This is a genomic window from Bradyrhizobium sp. BRP23, assembly GCF_020194135.1.
Lineage (GTDB): Bacteria > Pseudomonadota > Alphaproteobacteria > Rhizobiales > Xanthobacteraceae > Bradyrhizobium > Bradyrhizobium yuanmingense.
This window is the reverse complement of the sequence record NZ_JADYVW010000008.1, coordinates 281,357-295,001: the sequence shown is the minus strand read 5'-3', so window position 1 is coordinate 295,001 and position 13,645 is coordinate 281,357. Positions and strand designations below refer to the sequence as shown.

General features: G+C 63.1%; 13 protein-coding genes. 11 read left to right on the top strand and 2 right to left on the bottom strand.

Translation table 11 applies throughout. The features are described from left to right. Nucleotides 1-14: 14 nt before the first annotated feature. Nucleotides 15-2,105, bottom strand: a complete 2,091-nt coding sequence (locus tag I6F24_RS23155) for a caspase family protein (protein ID WP_158644881.1) — start codon at nucleotides 2,103-2,105, stop codon at nucleotides 15-17. Nucleotides 2,106-2,448: 343 nt separating this feature from the next. Here I6F24_RS23155 and I6F24_RS23150 point away from each other — a divergent pair, with 343 nt between their 5' ends. Both I6F24_RS23150 and I6F24_RS23145 read left to right on the top strand, forming a co-directional pair. After that, nucleotides 2,449-2,700, top strand: coding sequence for a hypothetical protein (locus I6F24_RS23150; protein ID WP_036025350.1), 252 nt, complete (start codon nucleotides 2,449-2,451; stop codon nucleotides 2,698-2,700). 252 nt (nucleotides 2,701-2,952) lie between these two features. Further along, a complete protein-coding gene (locus I6F24_RS23145) occupies nucleotides 2,953-4,059 on the top strand; it encodes an autotransporter domain-containing protein (RefSeq protein WP_141697649.1) in 1,107 nt (368 codons plus the stop codon). Nucleotides 4,060-4,225: 166 nt separating this feature from the next. On the opposite strand, the gene I6F24_RS23140 is transcribed toward I6F24_RS23145, so the two are convergent. Beyond that, nucleotides 4,226-4,429: a hypothetical protein gene (locus tag I6F24_RS23140; protein ID WP_036010204.1), complete on the bottom strand. Its 204-nt coding sequence runs from the start codon at nucleotides 4,427-4,429 to the stop codon at nucleotides 4,226-4,228. Nucleotides 4,430-4,807: 378 nt separating this feature from the next. Between I6F24_RS23140 and I6F24_RS23135 the strand changes: the two genes are divergently transcribed. From I6F24_RS23135 to nuoF, 9 genes are all read left to right on the top strand, one after another. Next, nucleotides 4,808-7,063: a TonB-dependent siderophore receptor gene (locus tag I6F24_RS23135; RefSeq protein WP_225143280.1), complete on the top strand. Its 2,256-nt coding sequence runs from the start codon at nucleotides 4,808-4,810 to the stop codon at nucleotides 7,061-7,063. A gap of 665 nt (nucleotides 7,064-7,728) precedes the next feature. Beyond that, complete coding sequence (locus tag I6F24_RS23130) at nucleotides 7,729-8,094, top strand: NADH-quinone oxidoreductase subunit A (RefSeq protein WP_008136158.1); 366 nt, start codon at nucleotides 7,729-7,731, stop codon at nucleotides 8,092-8,094. Next, on the top strand, nucleotides 8,091-8,675 hold the full coding sequence (locus tag I6F24_RS23125; RefSeq protein ID WP_172783815.1) for an NADH-quinone oxidoreductase subunit B: 585 nt from the start codon (nucleotides 8,091-8,093) through the stop codon (nucleotides 8,673-8,675). Before I6F24_RS23130 ends, I6F24_RS23125 begins: the two co-directional genes overlap by 4 nt. 11 nt (nucleotides 8,676-8,686) lie before the next feature. Further along, entirely contained in the window at nucleotides 8,687-9,301 is a 615-nt protein-coding gene (locus I6F24_RS23120) for an NADH-quinone oxidoreductase subunit C (RefSeq protein WP_036010195.1), read from the top strand. Between the two features lie 2 nt (nucleotides 9,302-9,303). Next, nucleotides 9,304-10,500, top strand: a complete 1,197-nt coding sequence (locus I6F24_RS23115; protein ID WP_036025346.1) for an NADH-quinone oxidoreductase subunit D — start codon at nucleotides 9,304-9,306, stop codon at nucleotides 10,498-10,500. After that, complete coding sequence (locus I6F24_RS23110) at nucleotides 10,500-11,477, top strand: FkbM family methyltransferase (protein ID WP_036025345.1); 978 nt, start codon at nucleotides 10,500-10,502, stop codon at nucleotides 11,475-11,477. The genes I6F24_RS23115 and I6F24_RS23110 overlap by 1 nt, the downstream gene beginning before the upstream one ends. A 12-nt stretch (nucleotides 11,478-11,489) precedes the next feature. Then, entirely contained in the window at nucleotides 11,490-12,101 is a 612-nt protein-coding gene (nuoE, locus tag I6F24_RS23105; RefSeq protein WP_036025344.1) for an NADH-quinone oxidoreductase subunit NuoE, read from the top strand. After that, a complete protein-coding gene (locus tag I6F24_RS23100; protein ID WP_050991808.1) occupies nucleotides 12,101-12,301 on the top strand; it encodes a hypothetical protein in 201 nt (66 codons plus the stop codon). The genes nuoE and I6F24_RS23100 overlap by 1 nt, the downstream gene beginning before the upstream one ends. A 15-nt stretch (nucleotides 12,302-12,316) precedes the next feature. Then, a complete protein-coding gene (nuoF, locus tag I6F24_RS23095; RefSeq protein WP_036025343.1) occupies nucleotides 12,317-13,642 on the top strand; it encodes an NADH-quinone oxidoreductase subunit NuoF in 1,326 nt (441 codons plus the stop codon). Nucleotides 13,643-13,645 lie beyond the last annotated feature (3 nt).

Here is a 13,645-nt window from a genome sequence, read left to right as displayed (position 1 = left end):
TGGAGTCGCGTCCCTTAGTCGATGCCCGAACGGAGCTGCCGCCTCATCCAGTCGCGGTCGGTGAGAAAATCGAGGCCGAGCAGACCATAGTCGACGCGCAGAAACCCGTCCACTCCAGACGACACCGCCGCGGGAGTCTGCCGCGCGACCTCCTGCGCCATCACGCCGACATAGAACCTCGCATCGCCCCTGTATCGATAGCGGTAGAGGCGGAGGCCAGTATCGGTCCAGCCGAGTGCCGTAATGTCCTCCTTGAGGCGGATGTCCGATGGAATGGTGACGCGGCTCGCGGCATTCGAAGCGGCAGTCGAGGCCGCTCTGCTGGCCGCGCTTGATGCAGCGCTCGAGGCTGATCGGCTGGCAGCGCTCGACGCTGCGGCTGATGCCGCCTGCGATGCCGCCCGGCTTGCTGCGCTCGACGCGGCATTGCTGACCGCAGTCGAAACGGCATTGCTGACAACGTTGCCGACGACGTTGCTGACGACGCCGCTGACCACATTGCCGACATTCTGGTTCACGCGTGCAACCACTCGCCGATATTCGCGATTGCGAACCTTTTCCTCTTCCGAGCGGGTGTAGGCGGAAACCAGGAGCCCGCGCCTGCGCGCCTCGTTCACCGCGTTGATCATGCATCCCTTGGGGTTGCCCTTGGTCCGGCAAAGCTGGAATTGAAGCTGGACGTAGTCGGGGTATTTTTTGATCGATCTGGCGCACGCCCCGGAATCGCCGTCGAAGCAGGCGTTCACGTCGCTATCGTGCGCTGATTGCAGCATCAGTTCGGTGGAATTGACCGGTCGCAGGGCAAGGTCGCTGCCCGGCGGCAGGCGGTTATGGCGCGAGCTCGGATAGCGCTCGGCAAACCGGCCAACCACGCTCTTATCGCGTGATTCCTTCAGGACGTCCCATGCCTTCTCGACTGCCTCCGAATTGCCGGTGGTCGTCTCGGCCGAGGCGAGCTGATAGCTCGCCGGTGGCGGACCGGGCATGTCGATCTGCCCGGTGGCTTGGCCCGGCTTAGCCGATTTCTCGAGCGAAGCCAGCGCGACCCGGGCGCTCTCGACATGCTGGCCAAACGGATAGAGATCCAGATAGGCGCGGTAGGCCGCGAGCGACTTCTGTCGCTCGACGATCTTCCAGGCGTTCGTTTCAGCCGTCTGCAACTGCGCAATGCGCTGGTCGATCTCGGCCGTATGCGCGCTCGCCGGGAATTGCTGGGCGAAACGGCGCAAGGTCGCGATCTCGTTGGTCGAGCGGACGAACTCCCAGGCGAGCTGCTCGGCATCTGCTCCACCATCGCCGTTTGCGACGACAGCGTCGCCGTTGAGATAGATGTCGCCCTTCGGCAGCGTCCCGTAGATTGCCGGCTCTTGTGTCCCGGTCTCCTTCCAGACTTCGTCGTGCACGATCCGGAAGAGATAGTTGATCTCGAGTTGCGGCGTTTCGACATGGCGCAGGAGCGAGCCGGAGTAGGGGCTATTCCGCCCGGCCCCGTCGCTCGCCGTCGTGCCGGCAGCGGCCGCAAAGGCAACGAGCACGTTGTCGCTCACCTCGACAGGGGCAAGACCGCGCGTGTCGGCCGCGAAAGGCGTCGGGGAACGGGGTGTGCCGGACACTGGCGCGGCCGCCTTGGATGGCCGCGACGACAGCGCGCGTCCCGCGGCGGCGACCTTCGTCGTTTCGAACGGGTCGTTGCGGCAGGCGTCGAGAACCACGAGGCCGATGATCTTCGGCATCACGGAGATATCGATCAGGGTCTCGAGATTGATCGCCTCGGCATAGACATCGATCTCGGACTTGATTTCGGCATCGACCGGAATCAGCCAGTTCTTTCCGTCCATTTCGACGCCATGGCCTGCGAAGAAGATCACCGCCTTGTCGGCCGTCTTCGCCGCATTGCCGAATTCGATGAGGGCCTGCCGGAAATGATTGTAGTCGAGGTCGGCGAGGTGTCTGACGGAATATCCCAGACGACCCAGCGACGTCGCCATGTCGGCGGCGTCGTTGGCCGGGTTGATGAGTTTTGGGACCTTGCGATAGTTGCTGTTGCCGACAACGAGCGCGATCCTGTCTCCGGCGGTCGCCTGCAGTATTGTCGAAACGAGCATCGACAATGCTACGCAGCTGAGAACGGCGATCCGGCGTGCCAGATCCTGCAACATGAAGACGGGACGCGAGCTTGCGAGAACGAAAATCCCCAAATGGGCAGGCATCGGCAGAAACTCAGAAAATGAAAAATCGCAGAAACGGGCTAAGGCGGCTTGTTCGTGGATTCTACATCAAGGGATGCTGGATGACGACATCAAAGGCCTCCGTGTTCAGGATTTCGTGAACCGGGAGTGGCGATGCTTCGACCAAGAGGCTGCACATCGCGAGCGGTGAAACCAGTCGCGCTGCGCTGGTGTTGATGGCGCAGGCGGCCGAGGCCGGCGACATCTTCGGAGACTGCGGATGACCAGGACAGTCAAGTTCGCCCGTGCGCCGATTTTGGCCCTGCCGCTGCTCGTCGCTTTGTGCAGCGTGGCCCGCTGCAATGATCCGGCCGAGTCGTCACGCGACTCCATCATCCAGAACGTTCGAGAGGACGTGCGGCGGCACATCCGGGCACGGGAAGCAGGCAAGCCTAAGAAAAGTCCGGAGCTGAGCAAGACGGCAACGCAGCGTGGTGCCACGAAGAAGCGAAACCGCTCGACGGTGGAGTAGTGGGATATCGGCGCGCGCCCTGCGTTGGGTTGCTTCTCGTATCTGGGCGTGTTGCTCGGCGTGCAGCGCGGCCTGGGAAAGTGTTGCAAATGAGCATCAGCTGGGCGCGCTTGATGGAGCCGAACCCCCAATTCAGCCAATCAGGTGAAGACGCCGCGGGTGCTTTGCAAATAAATTCGGCGCCTGAAGCTTGCGGGAATTTACCTCCCGCCAAGGCTCGGGGCTGAACCAGCAGGGGGCTGATCGAATACTATGAGGGCAGGAATTTTCCGCCGCGGCTTTGTCGTGGCCGTACCTTTTTTGCTTAGTCTGTTTGCGACGCGACCGGTCTCCGCACAGGAGGTCAATGTTCCGCAGCAAGTCATCAACAACACCGTTCAGAACATCATCCAGAACGTCCGCGACCAGATTCAGCATCGCAGGGTCGTTACTCCTCCTGGAATGCTGCGCTTCAGCGGCGAGGAGTCGGATTTCGACCGTCGTGATCCGTTCGCCGCAAGGGGTGTCAGCAATCCGTTCGGTGCCCTGGCCTACGCCAAGGCTCCGGCACTTGCAGCGCCGCCCCCGGCGACCTGGCTTTACGGCGCGAACCTCGTCGGCAGTGGCGACAGTGCGCAATCGAGCGGGGTCCAGGTCAGCGTTGCGACGGTGACCGGCGCAGTCGATGTGACCAAGATCGGTATCTTCACTGCAACCGACGCGCTGACCTTCATCGGGACTGGCTCGCACTCGTGGGCGCACACCTTCACGAATGGCGGACTGACTACCGACGGTTCAATTCCATCGACTTCCGGCACCCTGTCGTATCTCAACGGCGGTTTCTCGACTGACTTCACCGCGCTCGCGAGCTGGACTCGCAGCACATCCAATCTTCCCCTTGCCGCGACCGCGGACGGCAGCGGCATCGCCTATACCTGGAACGGCCAATACCGGTTCGACTTCCCCTATACCGTGTGGTTCGAGCCGACGGTCGGCGTAACCTATTCGGAGGGCTATACCGCCAATTTCGGCAGCAAGACGGGCGATTCAACCGAATTTCACGGTGGCATGCGCGCCGGCTTCGAGACGGACTGGCTGGGCTTTAAGATCCAGCCGTCGATCTCGGGTCAGTACTACAGGATCGTCGACGCGAGCGGCGCCGGCGCCGTTGGAGGTGCGGTCCCCGTTGCGGCCGGCGTGATCGGTACCAATGGTCTTCGCGGTTCCGCAAAGGTCAACGTGCTCTGGACGCCGCAGCTGTCGTCCTACCTCGAAGTTCATGGCAGCAGCATCACCTTGCCGGACCCCCTGCTGCCTGGGGTTGGCGGATTCGGAACCTCGATCGCGGGTACTCAGGCCGGCCTTCGCTATACCTGGTAGAGTGATCTCGAAGACGGATACCCGCCGTGCCCGGCGGGCATCTTCTTGCGCTCCTCTCGCGCCTGGCGGAGGCAACATCCCCCGCGGCGCCGTCGCATGGGTGAAACCGAACGAAAAGGCCGCCTGAAGGCGGCCGTTTGGTATCAAACCGGACCTTTTCGGTTGTTCAGCGAATCTCGGACGTGCCCGCGCTGGTCACCACCACCGGCTTGCCGGCCTTGATGACCTGGGTGGACTGGGCGGTCTGGCTGTAATCGGCATGGGTGCGGGCCGCAATCCCGAAGCCGGCCACGGCAATGCCGGCCACCAGCGCCACCACCACGATCTTCAGGTGGGTCGCACGATCAGCAGAATGAATTGAGTGGTTCATCTGAGCCTCCCGACGGCTTTGCCGTCGTCTACGGGCTCATCTTCTAAGCGCCGTCTGTTTCCGGATGGTTTCGCGGGTTCCGCAAAATGGTTTCATCTCGCCCGGCCGGCAAGTTTCATTCGCACGGCCGCGCTGGGCTGGTCTGGGGCGCCGTTTGGCCGCCTGATCGTCTTTCGGTGATCGCCGCCGAAGCCCGCTGATGTTGCAGCAACATACGGAAATATTGGAGCATTTCTAAGAGTCCTTCTAAGAAGCATTCAATTAGGGAATTCCCGCGCCCTCACATAAGCGTCATCGCGAGCGCATGCCGTTCCGGGGACAGGCGGCATGACGCATCGAAACATGCAGCTTTGGGGTGGCGCGTTGAACAGTCTTGGAATGCTGCGGTCGGCCGTGTTGGCGACCGCATCCGCTTGGGTTTTGATGCCTCAGGCATCGCTTGCACAATCTTCCGCGCAGAGTGGCGCGCAGAACATTCCGCCGGTGACGGTCACGGCGCCGGAAGCGCGCCGCCGCACCGCGGCGACGCCTCAGCGCCGCGCGACGCGGATCTCGGCGCAGACCCCTGCCTCGAACAGGCCGCAGCCACGGCGCGACGTCGGCTTCGTCGAGACGCCGCGCGGGCCGGTGAATGGCTATGTCGCCGGCCGCAGCTCGTCGGGCACCAAGACCAACACGCCGATCATGGAGACGCCGCAGGCGGTGTCCGTCATCGGTGCCGAGCAGATCCGCGACCAGAAGCCGAACAAGCTCGACGAGGTTCTGCGCTACACCGCCGGCGTGCGGGCAGGGACTTTCGGTACGGACACGCGCAACGATTGGTGGCTGATCCGCGGCTTCAAGTCCGAGGACATTGGGCTGTTCCTCGACGGCATGCAGCTGTTCTACACGTCCTATGCGAGCTGGAAGCTGCAGACGCCCAACATGGAGCGTGTCGAGGTGCTGCGCGGTCCGTCGGCGGTGCTGTATGGCGGATCGAGCCCGAGCGGCATCGTCAACGTCATCAGCAAGATGCCGCCGGCCGAACCGATCCGTTACATCGAGACCGGCGTCAACAACTTCGGCAACGCCTATGTCAGCTTCGACATGGGCGGTCCGGTTGCGACCAGTCCTGATAACGGCAAGCTGTTCGCGCGCGTGGTCGGCCAGGTCCAGAACGGCGGTACGCAGGTCAACTTCACACCTGACAACAACTACTTCATCGCGCCGTCGGTCACGTGGAAGCCCGATGCCGACACGACCTTCACGGTGCTGGCGTCGGCCTCGAAGCAGGATACCCGCGGCATCAACTTCCTGCCCTATCAGGGCACGGTGACCAGCGCGCCGTTCGGCAAGATCCCGACCAGCTTCTTCGTCGGCGATCCCAGTGTCGATAAGTTCACGCGCGAGCAGGAGATGCTCGGCTACCAGTTCGAGCGTCATCTCACCGACGATGTGACGTTCCGTCAGAACGCGCGCTTTGCGCATGTCGACATCACCTATCGCGGCTATGTCGGCAACGGCTGGGACAACATCAACACGGCGACGATGGGCCGCTATAACTGGTATGCGAAAAACACCGCGAATCAGGCCAATCTCGACAACCAGCTGGAGTATCGTTTCAACACCGGCGCCGTCAGGCACACGATGCTGTTCGGTGTCGATCTGCGGGGCTATCAAATCGACGATTACCAGGCCTTCGGGTTCGGTGTGCCCTCGATCAACGTCTTCAATCCGGCCTACGGAGGAGCTGAGGTTCCGCTACCCGGCTCGCCGTTCCGCAACTTCCTCATCACGCAGAAACAGGCTGGTACTTACGTTCAGGACCAGATGAAGCTCGGCAATTTCACGCTGGTGCTGAGCGGCCGCAATGACTGGGTCGAGACGACGCAGGAAGCCCGGGACACCGGCGCCACCGTCGCCAGCCGCGACGACAGCAGGTTCAGCGGCCGCGCCGGGTTGATCTACAATTTCGACAACGGCATCTCGCCTTACGTCTCCTATTCAACGAGCTACAATCCAATCATCGGCCTTAATGCGTCGAACCAGCTTTTCCTGCCGGAGACCGGTAAGCAGGCCGAAATCGGCGTGAAGGTTGCGCCGGTCGGATTCGACGGCTATTTCACCGTTTCGGCGTTCGACCTTGTCCGTCAGAATGTCCCGACAACGGTGCCGGGCAGCGTTCCGCTCCTGCAGAACCAGACTGGCGAGGTGACCTCGCGCGGCATCGAGCTCGAGGCGGTGGCCAATGCCACGAAGGAGCTGAAGTTCATCGGTGCCTTCACGGCCTATAATCTCTTTGTGAGCAAGGATCTCGATCCGACGCTCGTCGGCAAGACACCGACCAACACGCCCGAACTCCTGGTGTCCGGCTGGGCCGACTACACCTTCAAGGACGGACCGCTCGCGGGCTTCGGCTTCGGCGGCGGCGTACGTTACATCGGCTCGTCCTGGGCCGATACCGCCAACACGCTCGAGGTTCCCGCGGTCGTGCTCGGCGATCTCGCGCTCCACTATGAATGGCAGAACTGGCGGACGGCGCTGAACGTGATCAACCTGACCGACAAGATCTATGTCGCAAGCTGCGCGTCGTCCACGTCCTGCTTCTACGGCGACCGTCGGCGCGTCACCGCCAGCGTCTCCTACAAATGGTGAGGACAGGCGAGGGCAGGGCCGGAAGGCTCTGGGACGAAGCGCAACCGATCGTGACGTTCGCTCGGCTCCACCTGGGCGTCCGCTGATCTGCGGTTACGATGAGCTCGCGGGCCATGCCCCCCGGCCCAAAGCTCATCCGGGCGCGGCGCGAGCGACCGGCAGGTCGCCGCCGCGCCCGCGACCGGCTTGGAGCCAATCGCGGGCACATTCGCCGGACGAGCCCTGGTCCTGTGATGACGCATGGCTCCTCCGATTACTCTGAGCTGTGGACAGGTCTTTCCTGCACCTGCAGCGGCCGCACCAGCATGGGTGTCCTGGCCGCGCCGATCGGCAAATCGGTCGCCGCGACAACGGGGGAATTGCCCCTGCGGCGCTGCATCAAAGCCCGAGCATTTGGTCGGTCAGCGCGCAGCGATAGCTGCCTCGGCCCGAGTGCCGCAATCTCAGAACGGCTGACCTGCGAGACCGTGGCAGCCCTTGCTGGGTGGGGCGATCTGCTCCATACCAGCCGCGGGGTGATTCCGGGATTTTCACCGTTCTGGGGGCGGCAAAGGGCCTGAAAAGAGCGTGTCTTGCGCCCATTGGTGCACTGCGCTAAGGCTCAGAATAATTCCAAATCGGACGAATCCGTGGCTGTCCCGAGGCTGCGGGAAAAGGGCTCGCCAATGAGCGGCATTCTGCAGAACTATCTTCCACTCGTCGTCTTTATAGGGGTAGCGGGCCTGATCGGCCTCGTGCTGCTGATCGCGCCGTTCATCGTGGCGTTCCAGCAGCCGGATCCCGAAAAGCTGTCGGCCTACGAGTGCGGTTTCAACGCCTTCGACGACGCCCGCATGAAGTTCGACGTCCGCTTCTATCTCGTCGCCATCCTCTTCATCATCTTCGATCTCGAGGTGGCGTTTCTGTTTCCCTGGGCGGTGGCGTTCGGCAAGCTTGGCGCGACCGGCTTCTGGTCCATGGTGGTGTTCCTCGCCGTGCTGACGGTCGGGTTCGCCTATGAATGGAAGAAAGGGGCCCTCGAATGGGATTGAACCCGGCTACACAGTCCGCAGGTCCGGTGATCGCACCGGCCCCGAAGGGCATTCTGGATCCTTCGACCGGCAAGCCGGTCGGGGCCAATGATCCGTTCTTCCTCGAGGTCAATTCCGAGCTGTCCGACAAGGGCTTCTTCGTGGCCGCGACCGACGACCTCATCACCTGGGCGCGTACCGGCTCTTTGATGTGGATGACCTTCGGTCTCGCCTGCTGCGCGGTGGAGATGATGCAGGTCTCGATGCCGCGCTACGACGTCGAGCGCTTCGGCTTCGCCCCGCGTGCCTCGCCGCGTCAGTCCGACGTGATGATCGTGGCGGGAACGCTGACCAACAAAATGGCGCCGGCGCTGCGCAAGGTCTACGACCAGATGCCCGAGCCGCGCTACGTCATCTCGATGGGCTCCTGCGCCAATGGCGGCGGCTATTATCACTATTCCTACTCGGTCGTGCGCGGCTGCGACCGCATCGTGCCGATCGACATCTACGTGCCGGGCTGCCCGCCCACGGCGGAGGCGCTGCTCTACGGCGTGCTGCTGCTGCAAAAGAAGATCCGGCGCACCGGCACCATCGAACGCTAAGGTTTTACGTCATGGACGACGCCAAGCTCGACGCCCTGGGGCAGACGATCGTTAGCGCGCTTCCGGGCGCCGCGACCGGTCACTCGGTGGCCTTCAACCAGCTCACCGTGGACGTCGAGGCCGCCAGGATCGTCGAGGTGGTCAAGTACCTCCGCGATGACCCGAACTGCCGGTTCGTCAACATCACCGACATCACGGCGGTGGACTATCCGGATCGCGAGAAGCGCTTCGACGTCATCTATCACTTCCTGTCGCCGACCTTGAACGCGCGCATCCGGCTCAAGGCGCAAGCCGACGAGACCACGCAGGTGCCCTCGCTGATCGACGTCTTCCCGGGCGCGGACTGGTTCGAGCGCGAAGCCTACGACCTCTACGGCGTGTTCTTCGTCGGCCATCCCGACATGCGCCGCATCCTCACGGACTACGGCTTCGAGGGCCATCCGCTGCGCAAGGATTTCCCGCTCACCGGATTCGTCGAGGTCCGCTACGACGATCAGGAGAAGCGGGTGGTGTACGAGCCGGTCCGCCTCAACCAGGAATTCCGCAAGTTCGACTTTTTATCCCCTTGGGAAGGTGCCGACTATCCGGTGCTTCCGGGCGATGAAAAAGCGGGGCCGAAGGTCTGATCATGAACGAGCAACCGCAGAATCTCCGTAACTTCACGATCAATTTCGGACCGCAGCACCCGGCGGCGCACGGCGTTTTGCGCCTCGTGCTCGAACTCGACGGCGAAGTGGTCGAGCGCGTCGATCCGCATATCGGCCTGCTTCACCGCGGCACTGAGAAGCTGATCGAGCAGAAGACTTATCTGCAGGCGATCCCTTATTTCGACCGGCTCGACTACGTCGCGCCGATGAATCAGGAGCACGCCTTCTGCCTCGCCGCCGAAAAGCTGCTCGGCATCGAGGTGCCGCGCCGCGGCCAGCTGATCCGCGTGCTCTATTGCGAGATCGGCCGCATCCTCTCGCATCTGCTCAACGTCACCACGCAGGCGATGGACGTCGGCGCGCTGACCCCGCCGCTGTGGGGCTTCGAAGAGCGCGAGAAGCTGATGGTGTTCTACGAGCGCGCCTCGGGCAGCCGCATGCATGCGGCCTATTTCCGTATCGGCGGCGTGCATCAGGACCTGCCGCAGAAGCTGGTCGACGACATCGAGGCCTGGTGCGATCCGTTCCTCAAGGTTGTGGACGATCTCGACCGTCTGCTCACCGCCAATCGCATCTTCAAGCAGCGCAACGTCGACATCGGCGTGGTGCCGCTCAAGGAAGCCTGGGAATGGGGTTTCTCGGGTGTGATGGTGCGCGGCTCGGGCGCGGCCTGGGACTTGCGCAAGTCGCAGCCCTATGAGTGCTACGCCGAGATGGATTTCGACATTCCGATCGGCAAGAACGGCGACTGCTACGATCGCTATTTGATCCGCATGGAAGAGATGCGCCAGTCCGTGCACATCATGAAACAGTGCATCCAGAAGCTGAACGCGCCTGACGGCAAGGGCCCGGTCGTCGTCGAAGACAACAAGGTCGCGCCGCCGCGCCGTGGCGAGATGAAGCGCTCGATGGAAGCGCTGATCCACCACTTCAAGCTCTACACCGAAGGTGTCCACGTGCCGGCCGGCGAGGTCTACGCCGCGGTCGAGGCGCCCAAGGGCGAGTTCGGCGTCTATCTCGTCGCCGACGGCACCAACAAGCCCTACAAGTGCAAGATCCGCGCGCCGGGCTTCGCGCATCTCCAGGCGATGGATCACATCTGCCGCGGCCATCTGCTGGCCGACGTCTCGGCGATCCTGGGCTCGCTCGACATCGTGTTCGGAGAGGTCGATCGGTGATGGCGCAGGCGCCAATCCAGTTTGACCGTGCCTCGGGGGCCCTTGAAGGGGCGAACCTGTGGGAGCGGACGGCTGCCTTGGCGCTGGTGACGGGATCGAAGATCTCCTCGCACTTCTCGCATATGGGCTACATCGCCTGCGCGAATTTGCTGCGCAAGACGCTGCCCGAGCGCAACATCGCGATCAGGCTCAATCCCGACGCGGTGTTCGAATTCCCTTACGGCGACGGCTATTGGAGCAAGCTGCTCAACCGCTCCTACATTTACGAGGACGAGCTCGAGCTCTTGTTCGCCGATTCCATCGACGTCGACTACACGCTGCTCGATTGCGGCGCCAATTACGGTTATTGGTCGGTGCTGGTCTCGAGCAAGCCGTTCGGCGCGCATAAGGCGATCGCGATCGAGCCGTCGGGCCAGAACTATTCGAAGCTCGCCAACAATGCCCGCATCAACGCTGGCCGCTTCGAGACCATGAAATGCGCGATCGGCGCGGCGCGCGGCACCGCGCGTCTGTCGGGCACCAAGCACGAGGCCTTCAGCATCGCCGGCGATCAGTCGGCGGGCGGCGAGGAGGTGCCGGTGATCGCGCTCGACAATTTGATCGAGGACGGCAAGGTCGCGGCCACCGGCAAGTACCTGATCAAGCTCGACGTCGAGGGCGTCGAGATCGAGGCGATCAAGGGCGGGGCACGGCTGCTTCAGGCCGACAGCGTCATCATGTGCGAGGAGCACGGCAGCGACCGCTCGCACGCCGTGTCGCGCTTCATCCTCGAACAGACCCCACTGAAGCTGATCGTGTTCGATCCGCGCAGCAACCGCATGGAAACCGTGACCGAGCTGTCGATCCTCGACCGCATCAAGGTCTCGACCCACGTCGGCTACAACGTTTTCGGCACCGCAAGCGCATTCTGGCAGGACAGGATCGAGGCCATGAACGCCAAGAACCTGGATACCAAGACCGCGCGCCGCATGCAGTGAGAGATTGAAGAGATGTCCGTTCGCCGATTAGCACCGAAGGAAGTCCAACCCGCGAGCTTTGCGTTCACGGAGGAGAACCTCGCATTCGCCCGGCAGCAGATCGCGAAATATCCCGAAGGCCGTCAGGCCTCCGCCGTCATCGCCATCCTCTGGCGCGCGCAGGAGCAGAACGAGGGCTGGGTGTCGGAGGCCGCGATCCGCGTCATCGCCGACATGCTCGACATGCCCTATATCCGCGTGCTGGAGGTCGCGACCTTCTACACCATGTTCCAGCTCGCCCCCGTCGGCAAGAAGGCCCACGTCCAGGTCTGCGGCACCACGCCGTGCCGGCTACGCGGCGCCGAGGATCTGATCCACGTCTGCGAGCACCGCATCCATCACGAGCCCTTCCATCTCTCCAAGGACGGCAATTTCAGCTGGGAGGAGGTGGAGTGCCTGGGCGCCTGCGTGAACGCGCCGATGGTGCTGATCGGCAAGGACACCTATGAGGACCTGACCAAGGAAAGCTTCGGCAAGGTGCTCGATGGCTTCGCTTCGGGCAATCCGCCCAAGCCCGGTCCGCAGAACGGCCGCCAATTCTCGGCGCCGATGACCGGACCGACCACGCTCAAGGAGATCACCTGATGCGTGATCTCGTCGTAACCGGAGGGACCGCGGCCGTGAAGAAATGGGGCTTCGTCGCCATGCACGCCGCGATCGCGGCTGCCTTCATGTTCCTGCTGCAGCGTTACTTCATGAACGCGTCGCAGGAGACCAGTCTGCTCTGGGCGCTGTTCTTCGCCGTCTGCGCCGCCGGACTTGCCTACAAGCAGTCCATTCGTTGATCGGAAAGCACTGATATGCTCGAGGACAAGGACCGCATCTTCAAGAACCTCTACGGCCTCCACGATTGGGGGCTCGAGGGTGCGCGGCGCCGCGGCGCCTGGGACGGCACCAAGAACATCATCGACAAGGGCCGCGACTGGATCATCAACGAGATGAAGGCCTCAGGGCTGCGCGGCCGCGGCGGCGCCGGCTTCCCGACCGGTCTCAAATGGTCCTTCATGCCGAAGGAATCGACCGACGGCCGTCCCAGCTATCTCGTCGTCAACGCCGACGAATCCGAGCCCGGCACCTGCAAGGACCGCGAGATCATGCGGCATGATCCGCATCTGTTGGTCGAGGGCTGCCTGATCGCGAGCTTCGCGATGAACGCGCATGCCTGCTACATCTATGTCCGCGGCGAGTTCATCCGCGAGCGCGAGCGCCTTCAGGCCGCGATCGACCAGGCCTATGAAGCCAAGCTGATCGGCAAGGACAATCTCAACGGCTGGCCGTTCGACCTTTACGTCGCCCACGGCGCCGGCGCCTATATCTGCGGCGAGGAGACCGCGCTGCTCGAAAGCCTCGAGGGCAAGAAGGGCCAGCCGCGGCTGAAGCCGCCGTTCCCGGCGAATGTCGGTCTGTTCGGCTGCCCGACCACCGTCAACAACGTCGAATCCATCGCCGTTGCGCCCGATATCCTGCGCCGCGGCGCGGCGTGGTTCGCCGGCATCGGCCGCCCGAACAATGTCGGCACCAAGCTGTTCTGCATCTCCGGCCATGTCGAGCGGCCCTGCAACGTCGAAGAGGCTATGGGCATCCCGTTCCGTGAGTTGATCGAGAAGCATTGCGGCGGCATTCGCGGCGGCTGGGACAACCTCAAGGCCGTGATCCCCGGCGGCTCGTCGGTGCGCATGGTGCCGGCCGAGCAGATCATCGACACGCCGATGGATTTCGATAGCCTGAGCAAGCTGCGCTCGGGCCTCGGCACCGCCGCGGTGATCGTGATGGACAAGTCGACCGACCTGATCCGTGCGATCGCCCGCATCTCCTATTTCTACAAGCACGAGAGCTGCGGCCAGTGCACGCCGTGCCGCGAAGGCACAGGCTGGATGTGGCGCGTCCTGACCCGCATGGCCGAAGGCCGTGCCCACAAGCGCGAGATCGACATGCTGCTCGAGGTCACCAAGCAGGTCGAAGGCCACACCATCTGCGCGCTCGGCGACGCCGCGGCCTGGCCGATCCAGGGCCTGATCACGCACTTCCGCCACGAGATCGAAGCGCGCATCGACCAATATTCGCACAAGGCCGATGTCGATGACATCGGGGTCCGCGATCCCGTGAACATGGTCGCGGCGGAGTAAGAG